Here is a 17,765-nt window from a genome sequence, read left to right on the forward strand (position 1 = left end):
TTCAGAGCCAGAGTGAAACCTAAAGTAACTAAAAATCAAAAAGATGCAATATAAAAATCCTTAACTTAATGACATTGGCCACAGGCCTCGGAAATGATGGAAGGAGAAAACGTTTAAAGCTTCTCCCACAATCTTTCACCCCCCACAACCCAAGGCAGCGCGTCCTCTCCCGATTCTTCATCGGGTGCTTGTGCTGCCGAAATTAAGCTTTAACGAATTTATCCGACATCAGTTCCAAGCCTTGATTTTATTCATAAGTTGTTCATGTTTTTACAGGCATTCATGAGCTCGCAGAAAAGCTCGGTTTTGTTACTTTTTTGATCAAGCAAAAAAGTAAGGGCCCTTCGGCGGCCAGCCGAGGCAAGCCGGCGCAGCGGGAAAATGATTGATAAGCCACAACATGATAGATTGCTTCACGCCCTCGCTCAACCTCCGCTTCAGTTCGCAAGGACGACTTATTGATGGCATCCCGCTATCACCTCCCTGCTACCCGGCCTGGGAAATGATGGAAGGAGAAAACGTTTAAAGCTTCTCCCACAATCTTTCAACCCCCCACAACCCAAGGCAGCGCGTCCTCTCCCGATTCTTCATCGGGTGCTTGTGCTGCCGAAACAAAGCTTTAACGAATTTATCCGACATCAGTTCCAAGCCTTGAGTTTTGCTTCTTTTTGTCAAGAAAAAGAAGATAGCCCTTCGGCGGCCAGCCGAGGCAAGCCAGCGCAGCGGGAAATTTTTCGGCAGGTGATGACACCAGCCGATAAATGAAGGGAGGAAAAAAGATTTTTATTTAGAAACTAACCACCCCCGCCCCTCCTAAATTAGGAGGGGAGTTCCCCTCATAGTTTTATACAAAAGCTCTGATCCGCCTCGCGGCACCTTGTCCCGAAAAAGAAAAAATTTAGGTTCTGAATCAAGTTCAAGAAGACGACCGCTTTAACCCACCGTTAAATCATCTGTATTGGAACCAAATAAGTTAAAATACGGCTAACACTTGCAAAATACCATCAACCTACAACCACTCATTACCGCTAATTTAGTATCATCAGTTAACTACTGAATAAACCCGAACCAAATAGTCTTAAACCAATTACATCACCAGTTCTTTTTAGAAAAAACTGCTGCAGATCAGATCATCGTTTATTAGATTTTTGAAGCGGGTAAAGATTAACACTTGGAAAAAGTAGTACACAAACGCATTCTATTCATGAAAAAAATAAAAAGATTAACAGTTTTTATTACCGGCCTTACCGCAATTGCAACAACGCTGTCTGCACAGCAAAAAGACTATCCTATTCAACCTGTTGCCTTTACCAAAGTGCATGTACACGATCATTTCTGGCAGCCAAAAATGGAGGTGAATGCCAACGTAACCATTCCCTATGTAATTGCGCAATGCAAAGCCAATGGCCGGATGGACAATTTTTTACGTGCAGGCAAAAAATTAAGTGGCGACAAAATGAGCGAATTCCCGTTTGATGACACCGATGTTTACAAGGCGATAGAAGGTGCATCTTACTCCATTCAAAATAAAGCGAACCCGAAGCTGGAAGCATATATCGATACCCTCATCACCATTATTGGAGATGCACAGGAACCAGATGGTTATCTATTTACCTTCAGAACGGTAAATGCGAAACAACCTCATGAATGGATCGGATCTAAACGTTGGGAAAAAGAAGAAATTTTAAGTCACGAGCTGTATAATGCCGGTCACCTTTACGAAGCCGCGGTTGCCCATTATCAAGCAACGGGTAAGAAATCCCTGTTAAACATTGCCATTAAAAATGCCGACCTTTTGGTTAAAACTTTTGGTCCCGGTAAAATTGAAGAATATCCCGGCCACCAGATTGTAGAAATTGGCCTTTCTAAAATGTACCGCGTTACGGCCAATAAAAAATACCTGGACCTGGCCAAGTTCTTTCTAGATGTTCGCGGACCGAAAGGCGATGCATACAACCAGGCAGATAAAAAAGTGATTGATCAGCACCAGGCCGTTGGCCATGCGGTTCGGGCCGCTTATATGTATACCGGAATGGCAGATATTGCAGCGCTGACCGGCGATACAAAATACCTTACCGCGATTGATGATATCTGGGGAGATGTAGTCGACAAAAAACTTTACATTACCGGTGGAATCGGCGCAACCGGCGCTGGCGAGGCTTTCGGTGAAGCTTATCAACTGCCAAATATGTCTGCCTATGCAGAAACCTGTGCAGCCATTGGGAATGTTTACTGGAATGAAAGGATGTTTTTACTGCATGGCGATTCTAAATATATTGATGTACTGGAAAGAACTTTATACAATGGTTTATTGTCTGGCGTTTCTTTAAGCGGCGATCGTTTTTTCTATCCCAATCCTTTGGCCTCGATGTTTCAACACCAGCGCAGCGCCTGGATTAGTTGTGCCTGCTGCATCAGCAATATGGCCAGATTTTTACCTTCCTTACCTGGTTACGTGTACGCGCAGGATAAAAACAATCTTTATGTTAATTTATTTATGGGCAATACGAGCAAAATTGCCCTCGATGCTACGAATGTAGAAATTACGCAAACCACAGAATACCCCTGGAAAGGTGAGGTAGCGATTGGAATCAATCCGGAGAAAACGGCAGATTTCACTTTAAAAATCAGGATTCCGGGCTGGGCAAATCAGGAAGCTTCTCCAGGCGATTTATATGCCTTTTTAGATAAGAAAACCCTTCCGGTTACGATTTCGATTAATGGAAAGGCCACTACTTTCATCACTGATAAGGGTTATGCTGTGTTGACCAGAAAATGGAAAAAAGGCGACCTGGTTTCGCTGAGCCTCCCAATGGAAACGGATAAGGTAATTGCAAACAAAAGTGTGAAAGATGATTTATCCCGTTTTGTTTTGGAACGTGGTCCGATGGTGTATTGCCTGGAAGGGCCTGATAACAAAGATAGCCTGGTGCAGAACATTATGGTTGATAAAAATGCCATTGCCACTGCGCAATACGATGCTAACCTTTTAAATGGTGTTGGCGTAATCAATATTGCTGGCCAAAGTACCAAAAGACAATTAAATAGCGACAGCCTTTTGGTGGTAAATCAAAATGTAAAAGCCATTCCTTATTATGCCTGGGCTAACCGCGGACCAAGTGAAATGACCGTTTGGATTCCCTATGAACAATCGGCCGCCAGGCCAAAACCTGCGCCAACCATTGCCAGCAAAAGCACCGTATCTGCATCTCTGAAAAATAAGCGAATGTTCTCTGCCATTAAAGATCAGTATGAACCAGCCGATTCTAAAGACACCAATTTCCCATACCTGCACTGGTGGCCGGCAAAAGATACCAAAGAATTTATTCAGTACGATTTTGATTCCGCTCAAACGGTGAGCGAATCTAAAATTTACTGGTATGATGATAGCCCGTGGGGCGGATGCAGGATTCCGGTTTCATACAAATTGTTGTATAAAAAAGGAGATCAATGGTTACCGGTTGAAGAAACTGCTCCTTACCAAATCAGCAAAGATAAATTCAATACCTTAAAATTTAAACCGGTAAACACTACCGCGCTCCGAATGGAAATTCAACTTCCAAAAGAGCACGCAACCGGCGTACATGAGTGGGCTGTTAAATAATAGATATTAAGCTGTTTTTTCTTAAAAAAGCTTCCGTTTTCACATCATGTGATCGGAAGCTTTTCATTTTAAGCACAAAAATACTGCTTAAAAAAAATACGCATTTAAAAAACCAACTTATTAATAATCAATTTACTAATAAAAAATCAGGCACCATTTGACTGATATTATTTCAAACTTCAGCTAAGAAGCTATAACACTCTTCACGCAAAAATTTTCCATTAACAGATTTTGCTGTTTTTTATTGCAGATAGGTTAAAAAACGATGCTAATCAGGTAAAATATTCGTCATTAAAAAGTCATTACAACGGTAAATTTATAAACGTTAACCCAACACTTAAACTAACCAACAAGCTAATGAATTTGAACTTTACTTTGAAGCGAGGTAAGTTACTCGGCATCATGCTCCTTTTTTTGCTGCCCTTTATTACCCTGGCACAAACCAGAATTACCGGTACGGTAACCGATGGTAAAAATGAGCCCATACCCGGGGCTTCCATTAAACAAAAAGGCACCACAAACGGAACATCATCTGATAATAATGGAGCATTCTCCCTTACACTGAAAGAAGGATCGCCAATACTCACCGTTAGCATTGTAGGCTATAAAACCAGAGAAATTTCATCAACGGGGAAAACAAGTATTAAGGTAACGTTAGCCGAAGATGATAATGCTTTGGATGAAGTGGTGGCCATCGGCTACCAGAACATCCAGCGGAAAAATACGGCAGGTGCAATTTCTTCCGTTAAAGGAAAAGATTTCGAAAACACGCCTTATTCAACATTCGATGCCATGTTGCAGGGTAGGGTTGCCGGTTTAACCATCTTAAGTACTTCCGGAGAACCAGGGGGAAACAACATTGTAAATATCCGCGGTGCGAGCAACGTAAATTTTAATCAAAGCAGTTCTCCATTATATGTTATTGACGGGGTAATTTACGATGTAAATGATATCGGTTCGGCGTACGGCAGCAGTCCGCTCCAGGCCATTAACCCCAATGATATAGAATCGGTTGATGTTTTGAAAGATGCATCTGCTTCGGCAGTATATGGGGCACGTGCAGCAAACGGTGTAATTATCGTAAAAACGAAGCGTGCCATTGTTGGTGCGCCACCGCAGATCAGGGTTTCCAGTTATTTCGGAATTGCCAATAAGCCGGCGCTAAAGCCTATTCAAACCGGGGCAGCCGAACGAAGGTTAAAAATGGATTTACTCTACGGAGGCAATGCACAATATGATCGCTTAAGAAATCTGAACATGATGCTTACCGATAGTTTAAACAGCGCATTCAATAACAATACCGATTGGCAGGGTCTTTTTCTTCAGACCGGAAACATCAGTAATGTTGATGCCAGTATTGCTGGTGCAACCGATAAGTATTCTTAACGGTTCTCTTTTAACCGCTATTATGAAGAAGGGGTAATGAAAGGTTATGACATTACCAGAATAACCCCCAGCTTGTTTTTTCAGGTAAACCCAACCAAAAAATTATTGGTTCAAACCAATTTATTTGTAGGCCTCACCAAGGCGAAACATGGCTTGGGCGATCCCGATAGAACTAAATATCCTTTCACTACGTGGGGTTTCCCATCGTCTTTCTGGAATATTGGCACAACGGAGCAAGAATTGTATAGTGGCCGGTATGATGAACTTCGTGATGATGATAAAACCACCAGTTTAAATGGAAACACCATGGCTCAATATACCATCCTGCCAGGTTTAAACTTAAAAAGTACCATCTCGTATAACATCACTAACAACACAAGAAGTTACTTTAAACCGAGCGTATTAAGTGGAAGTGGACAAAATGAAGCTACAGGGTATATTTATCAAACCAATCGCTGGGAATTGGAAAACACCTTAAACTATACGAAATCACTCAAAAGCGGACATAACTTTAACGTGGTGTTGCTTCAGGGGATGGAAAAAAATATTTTAAATAATACATATAGCTCCAGTATAGGCAATGATGATGCAGTTAAAACCGTTACCGGCATCGCTTCAGGTCCTAATTTATTTGTAAGTAATGATATTCAGGAGCGTTCGCGATTATCCTGGATGGGAAGTTTTGTTTATGATTATAAGGGGAAATATTTACTGCAAGCAGTGTACCGTACCGATGGATCATCCAGGTATAGTGCAGATAGCAGATGGGGCTCCTTTCCATCCGTTTCTCTGGGTTGGAATGCATCAGAAGAAAGTTTCTTCACGCCGGTAAAAAACGTAGTTTCTTACCTAAAATTCAGGGCCAGTTATGGGATCACCGGGAACGACCCTGGTGCATATTATGCACAATATCAATCGTTAATTGCAAATGCCAATTACCCAACCTCAGTACTGGGAAACGGGCAAAACGGCTCACAAACCACCTATAACGGTACGCAGGTGCTCTATCCGGATTATTATAATGCAGCATCCTCTACTTCTATCAGTTGGGAAAGAAGTCCTCAGTTTAATGCGGGCTTAGATCTGGGTTTATTAAAAGACAGGATTACCTTAACAGCTGATTATTATGTCCGAGATTCGAAAAGCAAGGTATTTCAAGTTGGCGTGCCTTTAACAACTGGTTATTCTCAAACGTCAAACAACTATGTAGATTTACGCAATACCGGAATCGAATTTACGCTGACTACCCGAAATTTAGCACCTACTTCAAAATTTCAATGGACGACTAATTTCAACATTGCCTATAACGATAATTACATTACCAAACTGCCGAACGGTGGAAGAGATTTCACCTTTGGCCCGCCCTGGCTACAACAAACCCTGAGTGTAGGCGAGCCATTATTCACTTTCAAAGTATGGGAAGTAAACAAAATTTATGCTACTGATGCCGATGTTCCGATTGATCCAAAAACAGGTAAAAGAATTACCAATTTTGGTGGTGCACAATACGCTGCTGGTGACCCGGCAAGAATGGATCAAAATGGTGACTACAATATCGATTATAACGATTATGTATCTTACGGGAATCCAAATCCGGATATTACCGGCGGGATGCTAAATTCTTTTTCTTATAAAGGATTCTCTCTTGACGTATTGCTAACCTTTGTTTCCGGCCGCAGCTTGCGGAATGGATACCTGTCTGACAAGTTTCAGGATGCTGGCACCTCTGATCCCTATTTCTTATGGGGCCCGCGTTCAGGCCCGGCATCTAATTTCAATGTGGCAGATTTTTGGTCTAAACCCGGTGATATTGCAAAATACCCTGGCCTGATTACCAACAACGTGGATAAATGGCACATTGGCCAGAGCACTTACATTGAAGATGCTAGCTTCTTAAGAATAAAAAATATCAGACTGGGCTATATGTTGCCTCAGAAATTCACAAAAAAAATCGGCTTAAGTATGGTTAGATTTTATGGGGTGATGGATAATGTGAAGGTTTGGTCAAGATCTACCGTCCCTGATCCGGAAGCTGTAGATGTAACGGGCTACTCTGGAGGGAATGATTATCCAATCCCTAAAAAGTACACTTTCGGCTTTGATTTAACATTTTAACCTGACTACAATGAAAAAACTTACCATATATATATGCTGTGCAATCGGAATAAGCATGGCCACCTCATGTAAAAAATTCTTAGATGAGGAACCCATTAGCGTTTCTACCGATTTAACATTCTGGAAAAAGGAAAGCGATGCCGATAAGGCTGTTGCAGGTGGCTACGCATTGCTAAGAAAAACATTAAATAAGGCTGATGGACTTGGTTTTTATGCTTACGGCGATTTGCCTACTGATGAATTTTCGGCAGCTACCGCTAATAGATTTAGTGAGATAAACAGAATGGACTTATCTATTCCGGTTGGCAGTGCAGAAACGGGCGATAGAATGATGCAAATGAGAAGATATGACACCTTTTACAGTGCGATTGATCAGGCGAACAGATGCATCAAATTTATCCCCACTATTGGCGATGATAAATTTGCTTCCACTACCTCTAAAAACAATCTGTTGGGCGAAGCTTATTTTCTAAGGGCTTTTAACTATTTCTACATGACCAGGATTTGGGGTGATGTACCATTGGTAGTAGAATCTGTTAATGTGCTCGATGCTGTAGATATACCGCGTACAAAAGCTGCTGAAGTTTTAGCACAATGCATCAGCGATGTAAACACGGCAATAAACTTGTTAAGCTGGGATTATGCCAATACCAGTAACCGGGCAGTCAGGGCAAATAAAGGTGCCGCCTTAGCGCTATTGGCGCATATTTATGCCTGGCAAGGCGATTATCAAAACTGTAGTTTAACAGCCGATAAAATCCTCAGTCAAAACTTTTATCAGTATGTAGACCGCGATAACTACCTAAACATTTTCAAAGGTAAATCCAGTGAAGGGATTTTTGAAATCGCACAAAGTGATGAAAATGAAGGCAACTCATTCAACATTGCTTACTACACTTTAAAAAGCCCCTATTTAACTACCAATACCGGAACTGCTATATTTACGCTTAACTCAAACACTTTAACAACCTTGTTTGATACACCAACTGATAAGCGATTTACAACGGCCTTTGCATTAACCAATTCTACCGATCCGATTTGTATCAAGTATTCGAACATCACTTATGTGAACGGGCAAAATGTGGTGAATGCCATATCCAGAAACAACATTATCATTTTCAGGCTTGCAGATATCGCTTTGCTCAAAGCAGAAGCACTTGCCGCCTTAAATCAATTTGACCAGGCCAGAACTGCATTAAACGAAGTCCGCGCCACCGCAGGCTTAGGCGCCTGGGCAGGTACAAATGCCAATTTATTTGAAGGGATAATCGATGAACGTGGAAGGGAACTTTTTTTAGAAGGGCACCGCTATTACGATTTGGTCAGGCTTGGTAAAAAAACAGGGATCATGAAATTTGGCGCTGAAAAAATGAATAAAAGCGATTTTGATGCGGGTAAATACTACTGGCCGCTGGATCCGGCATTGATGAACATTAACAAAAAATTGACTCAAACTCCTTTCTGGAGTTCAAAGATGTAAATGATGAAAAATAAACTCCTCTATTTTATAATAGTCGGCCTGGGGCTGGCATATTTTACCAGTTGCAAAAAAAGTGAATACTTAACCGATGGTGGCCTTAGCGAGGCGAAAACACCACTCACCACCTATGATTACCTGAAACAGCATAAATACCATTTGTTTGATACGCTGATTATGGTTATTGATCACTACAACATGAAGAATGAAGTAAACGGTGCGGCTACCTTCTTTGCACCAACCAATTATTCGATCAATAATTACATCAGGGTGAAGCGGGATTCTGTTCGTAAGATTGATGAAAATAATAAGTACACCCTGGAAGATATGTATAAGAATATTACGGCAGATTCTTTACGCCTTTACATCTCAAAATCAAGGATAGAATTAACATCTGCACCACTGCAGCCGTTAATTGTGGCCAATGCTGCAAATACACAAACGGCTATTCAGCGTGTTTTACAACCAAAACCAGCCGAATCCTGGTCGTCGGCACCGATCTATTACCTCTTCTACATCAAGGTTAGGGGTGGTCTTGACCCTCCAAATGCAACACCAGAGCCCAACGATCCAAACATAGATTTACGGGCACAGTGCCAAACCACAGGGATAGAACCCTCTTCTGGCGGCATGTTACATGTTTTAAACAACAACCATATATTCATCAGATTCTAACTAAGAATGGCAACAGAAACAATCATGAAAAAAAGATTTATCATTTCATCTCTATCTGCATTGGCTTTGGTAGGCATCTTGTTTAGCTGCGAAAAAGTAACTCCTGGCTTTATCAGTGATTATATGTACTATAGCCCTAATCCACTCATCGCTACGCAGGGCAATGTGGTTAATTCTAAAGCACTTGAGCTAGACGGTACTACGGGCCCGGTGAAAGTTAAATTACTGGCGGTTAGAAATTCAGACACTGGCCAGCCTGCACCGGATATGCTCAAAGAATTTACCATTAAACAATTTTTAGGACAGATTACCGCTGCCGATTCAACAGTGGCACTGGTGAACCAGAAAATTGTGTTAAAACCTGCTCTTCCATTAGAAATAAGTGAAATAGGCGGGCGGATAACCCTTTCGCAGGCTACAGCGAATGTAGCGACTGGCAATTATGTGATTGATGTTCAGGTAACCAATGTTAAAGGCACCCGCGATATTATGAATGCCTGCAAAATTCAATTGCTTCCCAGAGCGAATTTTACCTTAGATGCAGGGCCATTTTTCACCACTTCAGATCCTGATGCGGAAACCGGTTTTAGCGGCCAAACCCCTTTACCTGTTACCATTACCTATGATAGCAAGGGAGCCAATAAAATCAGATTTGTGTTTTTAGATAAAAATGGAACGGCCTTCAATCCATCCGCCGGACAGGTAGTTACCAGAGGAGACCGGGGTAATTTCTCCCAAATGAATCCTTATTTCCCATTGGTTAGGACTACTACTGCCATGGAATGGGATTTTATCGACCTCCCTAACGGTTTCCCAATCAAAGATGGCAATAATGGAACAGGTAATTACTATAGAATTCCGGGGAGGTTTACGGTAGAAAACAGAAATGTGAATCCGGTATTCTTCGGTTTTAAAGCACTATCAGCTGGCAGTTACACATTAACGATTCAAATTCCTGCCATTACCAAAAAGCCATAATAGTTAGTTTAGTTTTGAAGCCCAGATCGGATGATACCGATGCTGGGTTTTTTATTGATTTTTACATCTCCGACCGCGTTCCACAATATGATACATTTTGCAGTAAACATTACCTCCTGGCATAGAAAAAAACAGGCATTAGGCTTTCTTCCGCGTGTGATCTTGTCAATGCTCCTATTTGCATGTTTGGCAATGTCGGCCTGCAGCAGTTTTCAGGTTAAAAACGCAAAGACAAAACCGAACCGGGCGCCTGTTGATAAGCAGCGCTACCTTCCGGAAAATATATGGATGGTACCCAAAGGGAATGATTTTACAAATGACAGCAGTGAGTTTAGCAACAAAAGAATGGTCGAGTCCAATGATGTCGCCATTTATTGGTCGAAGGAATTCGGCACTGATCTTTCCAAAAACACGGATTCATCTGTCCGGTTGGATTTGAAGCAAATTTTAAAAGAATGTAATAGATTCTATAACTTTTATGTCGATAGTTTGGGCTTCGTAAATAAGGGCCGTTCGGTTACCGATCGATACAAGCTGCTGGCATTCGTATTTAAAGGCAAAGAAAACACCGCTTTCGGTGGCGGCGAAGATAAAAAAGTGGGTATTGTCTGGACTCCCCTCGCCCGGATCACAAAAGCACCATACGGTGCATTGGCGCATGAAATCGGTCACTCTTTTCAATACCTGGTTCATGCTGATGGTGCCTGGGCGTTTACCTCTGCTGCGGAAGGAAGCCACGGGCAACCCATTTTTGAAATGACTTCTCAATATATGCTTTGGCACGTTTATCCGGAATGGATGACATTTGAAAACTATCACCTGCAAGATTATTTAAAGAAAACACATTATGCTTTTCTGCATGAAACCAATCAATATCATTCACCTTATGTACTGGAGTATTGGTCGAACAAGCATGGTTTAAAATTTATCGGCAAATTATGGCAACAAGCCGTTAAGGGTGAAGATCCGGTGATGACCTACAAGAGAATTACAAATACCAGTCAAAGCAAATTTAATGACGAAATGCACCAGGCTGCGGCAAAATTTATAACCTGGGATTTGGATCAGGCAAAAAAAACGGAAAGGTCTTATGCCAATCAACATCGAACACTTTTAGAGGCGAAGGCAGACGGCTGGTTTCAGGTTTTGGCAGGTAACTGTCCGCAGAATTATGGCTATAATGGTATTCAACTCAAAGTACCTGCCGGGAAAACAAGAATCAAACTGGAGTTTAAAGGCCTGGCAGGAGGTGACGGTTTTAGAAAAATAAATGTTGCAGATGCCGGCTGGCGATACAGTTTCCTGGCAGTGAAGCAAAATGGCGAACGTGTTTATGGGCAGATTCATGCCTATCAAGATGGCGCTGTCGACTTCGTTATGCCTAAAGAAACGCAGTATTTATGGTTGGTGGTGAGTGGCGCGCCTGCTACCCATTGGGAGCACATTACAGATGGAAAAGAGGAGAATGATGAACAATGGCCGTATAAAATCAGACTTACAGGAACGACGCTGTTGTAGTTAATCAACTATTTTATCCGCATACCAGCTTTAAGAGTAATTTTTAACGTTGTTGCTATTAAGCCTTGACAGTGTTTTCAAGCTATCGCGGTTTTTATAGCACTCGCTACTCCCCTCCTTTTTTTAAGGAGGGGTGCCCCCAGGGCGGGGTGGTTAAATTCATCTTTTCTTTAATACTTCCGTCATTGCGAGAAGCCTCCTTCTGCCGACGAAGCGATCTATCCTGATAAAGATTTCTTTGTGCCGCACAAATGACGCCCATTTATGTGGCACTCGCTACTCCCCTCCTTTTTTAAGGAGGGGTGCCCCCAGGGCGGGGTGGTTAATTCATCTTTTCTTTAATACTTCCGTCATTGCGAGAAGGCTCCTTCTGCCGACGAAGCAATCTATCCTGATAAAGACTGCTTCGCGCCTCTGCGATAACCTTTTATTTGATGGCCCGCACTCCCAGCTTTTAAAGATCTATTAACATAATACTTATAATACATAGCATAGTAGGTGTAAATATGTAATTATGTATTCTTATTCGGTAAAATCTTCTACTCTTACTACTACACATTTAACAAAATTTTAATATTCTGTTGATATGGCAAATTTACTTTTACGGACAAGATGTCAAATTCCTTAAAGCACTAAAATCAAGTGATGAAGTTGCCTTTGAAAATATATTGAGATTATGGCATAAAAATTTTATAGCTATGATATTTTCAAAACAGCAAGTTCTAATCTGGTTAATAAACTTGCATAGGTTATTTTTCACGAAGGCCCGTATGGTGGTCAGGCAACAGCAACTACCCTTAAATAAACAAAAAAGAACATCATGAACATCAAAAAAATTAGTTTATCATTATTACTGGTCTTTACGGCCGGCTTTTTACAGGCACAACTTATAAATACCGACAAGGTCATCAATACCTTAAAATTTGGCCGAAAGAATGACTTGGTTGCAGTTTGTGCCCACAGGGGTTATTGGCGTGAAAATGGAGTTCCGGAAAACTCATTACTGGCCATTAAACGGGCTGCCGACATGAAAATCGAGATGGTAGAGATCGATATCAAATTAGACAAAGGCGGAGAACCGGTGCTGATGCATGACTGGAACCTGGGCCGGACGACAGAGCTGGGAATGGGTAGAAATGACCTGGTAAGCAGCTGGTATAATGGCGCTTTACAAACCCTGCGTTTAAAAGACAAAAACGGAAGGTTAACAAATGAGCATTTGCCTACATTCAGACAGGTGCTTTCTTTTATTCGTGATCACAATATCGCGATAGTATTGGCATTAGACATTAAAGATAAAAATGCGGCATGGGCTTGCTGGCATATTATGAATGAAGGTGGGGGTTGGAAGAATCATTGGGGAAATCCCGCCGCGAAATGGACAATCTTCAAGCTTAACGCGACAGTTTATAATGGCCCTGCTGATTTGGAAAAACACCTGGGATTAAGCGGAAGCAGGTATAACGATTTTCGATTTGTGCCCGTTTATACCACCAACATGGTAGATAAGATCAATTGTATGGCACAGTACAATTCGTATAAGAACAAGCCTTATTTTATTGGCGTTGAAATTAATATTAAACAACGAAATGGTATTCATCAGGATATCATGGACCAGGCCTGGAGAGATGGGAAGACAGTTTGCTGCTTTAATGCCATACCTGATGCCGGCGGAAACAACTTTAACTATGCTAACGGGACCTGCTGCTATACGCTAAGCAGCCTTTATTATAAATCTAAATCAGGCAAGGCAGACACCGAGGATAACCGCGGAAGCTGGCAGTGGCTCACCTCTATGGGTGTACACTGGATGACTACAGATGAGCCGGTAAGCCTGATTAACGATTGGCTAAACAAGGGATTCAGAAACACCGCTTATTATTACTAATTATTTCGCTATTGCAAAATCAATTTCTAACATGTATAATTTTAAATGATATCCTATGAAGAACAATAAATTCCTGCTGATCTGTTGCCTGCTTATTGGTTTGGCATTCATTAGCAGCTGTAAAAAACAAATAATCGCTGAACAACCCATTACCGGCACAAACGGCGAACAGCTGTTAGCAAACTCCGTTGCGCACGCTAACTTTACCACTCCAGACTCAGCTGCAAGCATCATGGAAAATAAATGGGGAAAAATAAGTTATGACCTCAATGCAAACCGGGTTAATGGAGATTCAGTTCTGCTCAGATTTGACGGCAACTTATGCCGGGAAATACATGTAGTAGAGGGTTATACGCTTAAATATGCAGATGTTTCGGGCACTTCGATATCAGGCATCGGGTTAGCCCAAATACGCGCAGCAAATCTTAATGCTGTAGACTCTGATACAGATAAATCAAATGATAAAAGACAGACTTGGTTCACATTTAGTGATGGTAAACAATACGGTATGATCCCGGTAAAAGACCGCTACCTGGTGCTTTTTAAAGGCGATAGCATCCTTAAAACCAACGTATTGTATGTGATTAAATTAAATGCAATTGAATATGTTCCAGGTCAAACGACCGGTTTTTACTTCGGTGGAGTAAAATTCGATTACAAACGATTGATTTAATATGTATTGAACCTGGCTATCTATTTTGAATAGATAGCCAGGTTGTTTATCTGTGATTTTACTTCACGACAGGTACACCTGGCCTATTTTAATGAGCTCAAATGGTAGACTGATTTGCTATTGCCCTACACTTACCTGCCAGCCATAATGCTTCATCTTCACTCAATTCTGGTTTCAATTGCTCATAAACCAGCTGATTATAAGCATTCAGCCAGTTAATCTGCTCAGGAAGCAGCCATTTTGTAACCACAATCGAAGTATCGATATAAGCCAGCGTCATCGTTTCAAACTGAAGAAATTCGCCAAAATAAGTAGTTGCACCCGGAATGGTAAGCACCAGGTTTTCGATCCTGACCCCATGCTTCCCGGGTCTGTAAATACCAGGCTCGATGGAGGTAATCATTCCCTGATCGATCGCAACCGCAGCATTTGAAGGGCCAATATTTTGCGGACCCTCATGCACATTAAGGTAATATCCTACGCCATGGCCGGTGCCATGCCCGTAGTTAATACCTTGCTGCCAGAGCTGCTGACGAACAATCCCATCTATTTGATAACCTCTTGTCCCTTTGGGGAATTTTGCCGCAGAACCAAAAATCATGGCAGAAAGCACCATTGTATAATCCAGTTTTTCTTCTTCCGTTGTCTCGCCTAACGGAACTGTTCTGGTAATATCAGTCGTGCCGTAAAAATAATGTCCGCCAGAATCGAGTAGAAAAAGGCCTTTAGGAAGTAATTCGAGATTGTTGGTTTCGTCCGGGCAATAATGTGGAAGTGCAGCATGTAAACCGTAACCTGCAATAGAGGCGAAACTTATTCCTGCAAATGTTTTACCACGTTCACGAAACTCCTTTACCTTTTGTGAAGCCGATAGTTCTGTAATTTCTGTTTTACCAATATTTTCTTCCAGCCATTTAAAGAAACGGGTGAGCGCAACACCGTCACTCACCATCGCGGCCCGGGTATTTTGTATTTCAGTTTCGTTTTTAACCGACTTCAAAAACACAACCGGGTTGGTTTCCTTAATGATGCGAACCGATGGCGATAACTGGGTTAAGAACTGATAGCAAGTCCGCTTTCCGTCCAGTAAAATGGTACAATTTTTTAATTCTTGAATATCAGTTGTAATTTTTTGATAGTGCTTTACGGTTACGCCTCTTTCAGCCAGCAAGTTCAAATCACCTGAAGATAATTTCCCATCATGGAGGTATAACCTCACCTCAGCAGCAGTAATCAAAGCATAGCAAAGCACCACCGGATTGTAACTTACATCCTTCCCGCGGATATTGAAAAGCCAGGCAAGATCATCCAAACTGGAGATTACATGAACATCAGCTTTAGCTTTTTGCAACCCTAGCCGAAGATCAGATAATTTACTTTTGAAATCCCGTCCGCAGTCTTTTTCAGGTAATAAAACGGCAAGATCGTCAGGCAATTCAGGTCTGTTTTCCCAGATTTCCGCCAGCAAATCCAGATCTTGAACGGCAATCTCTTTTACCGATAAAGCTTCTTTAATTTCTTCGCCCAAAACCATCGACATCAGCTGATAATCAAACGCCACAATAGATCCGGCAGGTAATTGTTCATCTAACCAGGCAATATATTCAGGCGTGTGCTGCACCTTCAACTTCACCAGTTCATATCCGCTTTCCCGGAGTTGTTGGGTAGCCTGTTCAAAATATCGGAAATCGGCCCAAAGGCCTGCAAATCCTGCTGTAATGACTAATGTTCCGGCAGAACCTGTAAAGCCAGATGCGAATTGAATGCACTTATAACGATCTGGCACATACTCACTCATGTGCGGATCAGAAGACGGAATGATGTAAGCACCCACTCCATTTGTTAACATTTTCGCCCGGATGGCAGCTAATTTTTCCTGGTAGGTCATATTATTTAATAAGCGCTGTTTCTAATTTCTTCCACTTCATCAATTTCAATGGCCAGTGGTTTTCCTAATAGTTGTAAACCATCATTGGTCATTGCGTAGTTATTTTCCAACCGGATTCCGCTGAAATCCTTGAACTGCTCTACGGCTTCATAATTAATAAAAGACTCAAATCTCCGTTCAGATTTCCATAGATCAATCAGTTCTGGAATCATATAAATCCCCGGCTCAATAGTAAAAACATAGCCTGGCTCCAACGCCCTGCCCAGTCTTAAAGATTTTAATCCGAAGAGTTCGGTTTCTTTCTTCAAAGTATCATCATAACCCACATATTGTTCACCCAGATCTTCCATATCATGCACATCGAGCCCCATCATGTGGCCGGTACCACATTGAAAAAACAATGCATGCGCACCTGCAGCCACCGCTTCTGCTACATCTCCTTTCATTAAACCCATCGCTTTCATCCCTTCGGCCAAACCTTTACAAGCCTCAAAATGAACATCTATATATTTTGCGTTTGGCGTTGAAGCTGCTTCTGCACGTTGAAGCGCAGATTGAACAATGGTATATACCTCGCGTTGCCTGCTGTCGAATTTCTTTGCAACAGGAAAGGTTCTGGTTAAATCGCCGCAATAGCCCAGTTCGGTTTCCATCCCTGAATCGTTTAACACCAGCTGCCCTTCCTGCATCACGTTTCCATGAAAATGGTTGTGTAAAATCTGTCCGTTAATGGTCAGGATAATTGGATAGGCCAGATTCCCACCGGTTCTTAATGCTTCACCATGAATTAAAGCCGCAACTTCTTCCTCTTTCATCCCAGGTTTGGTGTTACGCATGGCCAGTAAATGCATATCAATAGTATGGTTAACAGCCCGCTCTATTTCGGTAATTTCCAAAGCCGATTTAATGGCCCGTTGTGCCGCAACTGCTTTTATAAAAGGCACTGAAGCAGATGGTTTTAAATCGTTAACGGGAAGACCTAATAATTGCGATAGTATAATTTTATTATCAGCCCGATAAGGGGGCAGAAAGTGAATGGTTTTATTTTTCGAAACGGCCTGTTTAATATAATTGAATACCTCGTTAAAAGGCTGAAGCTGGGAGATACCCGCCAGGTTTGCTTTTTCCTCAATGGTTTGCTGCCTGCCCATCCAAACAATATCATCGATACTCATTTCGTTCCCAAAAACAATTTCCCGATTTTCATCGATATCGATCACTGCCACCAGGCCCGGATGTGCAATCCCGAAATAGTATAAAAACGTGCTGTCTTGCCTGAAACTGTAGGTATTATCGGCATAATTCATCGGACTTTCGTTGTTACCAAAAAATATAAGTAAGCCAGATTTTAACCTTTGAGCCAGCGCTGCTCTTCTTTCGACGTAAACACTTGTTTGAAACATTTGCTTTATTTTGAACTAATGGATAATAAAATTTGATCAAAAGTAACAAAAGCGACAAAAAATGTTTCCCCATTTAAGTCACAATCTCAAAGAGGGTAAGATATTGCCCGATAGGGTGAAAATTAGTAAAGACTGATCCAGTGAATTACCCCAAATTAGC

At 41.7% G+C, this 17,765-nt stretch carries 10 protein-coding genes and 1 pseudogene; 9 read left to right on the forward strand and 2 right to left on the reverse strand.

Features of this window, described 5'->3' with window-relative positions; translation table 11 throughout:
* Window positions 1–1,204 precede the first annotated feature (1,204 nt).
* The 9 genes and pseudogenes from GJU39_RS17750 (at window position 1,205) to GJU39_RS17790 (ending at window position 14,314) form a co-directional block, all read left to right on the forward strand.
* Window positions 1,205–3,604: a glycoside hydrolase family 127 protein gene (locus GJU39_RS17750; RefSeq protein WP_154282341.1), complete on the forward strand. Its 2,400-nt coding sequence runs from the start codon at window positions 1,205–1,207 to the stop codon at window positions 3,602–3,604.
* 357 nt (window positions 3,605–3,961) lie between these two features.
* On the forward strand, window positions 3,962–4,990 hold the full coding sequence (locus tag GJU39_RS17755; RefSeq protein ID WP_154282342.1) for a TonB-dependent receptor plug domain-containing protein: 1,029 nt from the start codon (window positions 3,962–3,964) through the stop codon (window positions 4,988–4,990).
* A 15-nt stretch (window positions 4,991–5,005) separates the two neighbouring features.
* A pseudogene (locus GJU39_RS17760) lies at window positions 5,006–7,105 on the forward strand (SusC/RagA family TonB-linked outer membrane protein); the annotation flags it as partial.
* Between the two features lie 10 nt (window positions 7,106–7,115).
* On the forward strand, window positions 7,116–8,585 hold the full coding sequence (locus tag GJU39_RS17765; RefSeq protein ID WP_154282344.1) for a RagB/SusD family nutrient uptake outer membrane protein: 1,470 nt from the start codon (window positions 7,116–7,118) through the stop codon (window positions 8,583–8,585).
* The gene (locus GJU39_RS17770) at window positions 8,586–9,257 is read left to right on the forward strand and encodes a hypothetical protein (RefSeq protein WP_154282345.1); all 672 of its coding nucleotides are present in this window, start codon (window positions 8,586–8,588) and stop codon (window positions 9,255–9,257) included.
* A 24-nt stretch (window positions 9,258–9,281) separates the two neighbouring features.
* The gene (locus GJU39_RS17775; protein ID WP_154282346.1) at window positions 9,282–10,235 is read left to right on the forward strand and encodes a hypothetical protein; all 954 of its coding nucleotides are present in this window, start codon (window positions 9,282–9,284) and stop codon (window positions 10,233–10,235) included.
* Window positions 10,236–10,322: 87 nt separating this feature from the next.
* Entirely contained in the window at window positions 10,323–11,753 is a 1,431-nt protein-coding gene (locus GJU39_RS17780) for a DUF6055 domain-containing protein (protein ID WP_154282347.1), read from the forward strand.
* An 820-nt stretch (window positions 11,754–12,573) separates the two neighbouring features.
* Complete coding sequence (locus tag GJU39_RS17785; RefSeq protein WP_154282348.1) at window positions 12,574–13,641, forward strand: glycerophosphodiester phosphodiesterase family protein; 1,068 nt, start codon at window positions 12,574–12,576, stop codon at window positions 13,639–13,641.
* Window positions 13,642–13,696: 55 nt separating this feature from the next.
* The gene (locus GJU39_RS17790) at window positions 13,697–14,314 is read left to right on the forward strand and encodes a hypothetical protein (RefSeq protein ID WP_154282349.1); all 618 of its coding nucleotides are present in this window, start codon (window positions 13,697–13,699) and stop codon (window positions 14,312–14,314) included.
* Window positions 14,315–14,411: 97 nt separating this feature from the next.
* Here the strand turns inward: GJU39_RS17790 and GJU39_RS17795 are convergent, their stop codons facing one another.
* Both GJU39_RS17795 and GJU39_RS17800 read right to left on the reverse strand, forming a co-directional pair.
* Window positions 14,412–16,202: an aminopeptidase P family protein gene (locus tag GJU39_RS17795; RefSeq protein ID WP_154282350.1), complete on the reverse strand. Its 1,791-nt coding sequence runs from the start codon at window positions 16,200–16,202 to the stop codon at window positions 14,412–14,414.
* Between the two features lie 5 nt (window positions 16,203–16,207).
* Window positions 16,208–17,605, reverse strand: coding sequence for an aminopeptidase P family protein (locus GJU39_RS17800; RefSeq protein ID WP_154282351.1), 1,398 nt, complete (start codon window positions 17,603–17,605; stop codon window positions 16,208–16,210).
* Window positions 17,606–17,765 lie beyond the last annotated feature (160 nt).

Origin of the sequence: Pedobacter petrophilus (assembly GCF_009674725.1) — a bacterium.
Classification (GTDB): domain Bacteria; phylum Bacteroidota; class Bacteroidia; order Sphingobacteriales; family Sphingobacteriaceae; genus Pedobacter; species Pedobacter petrophilus.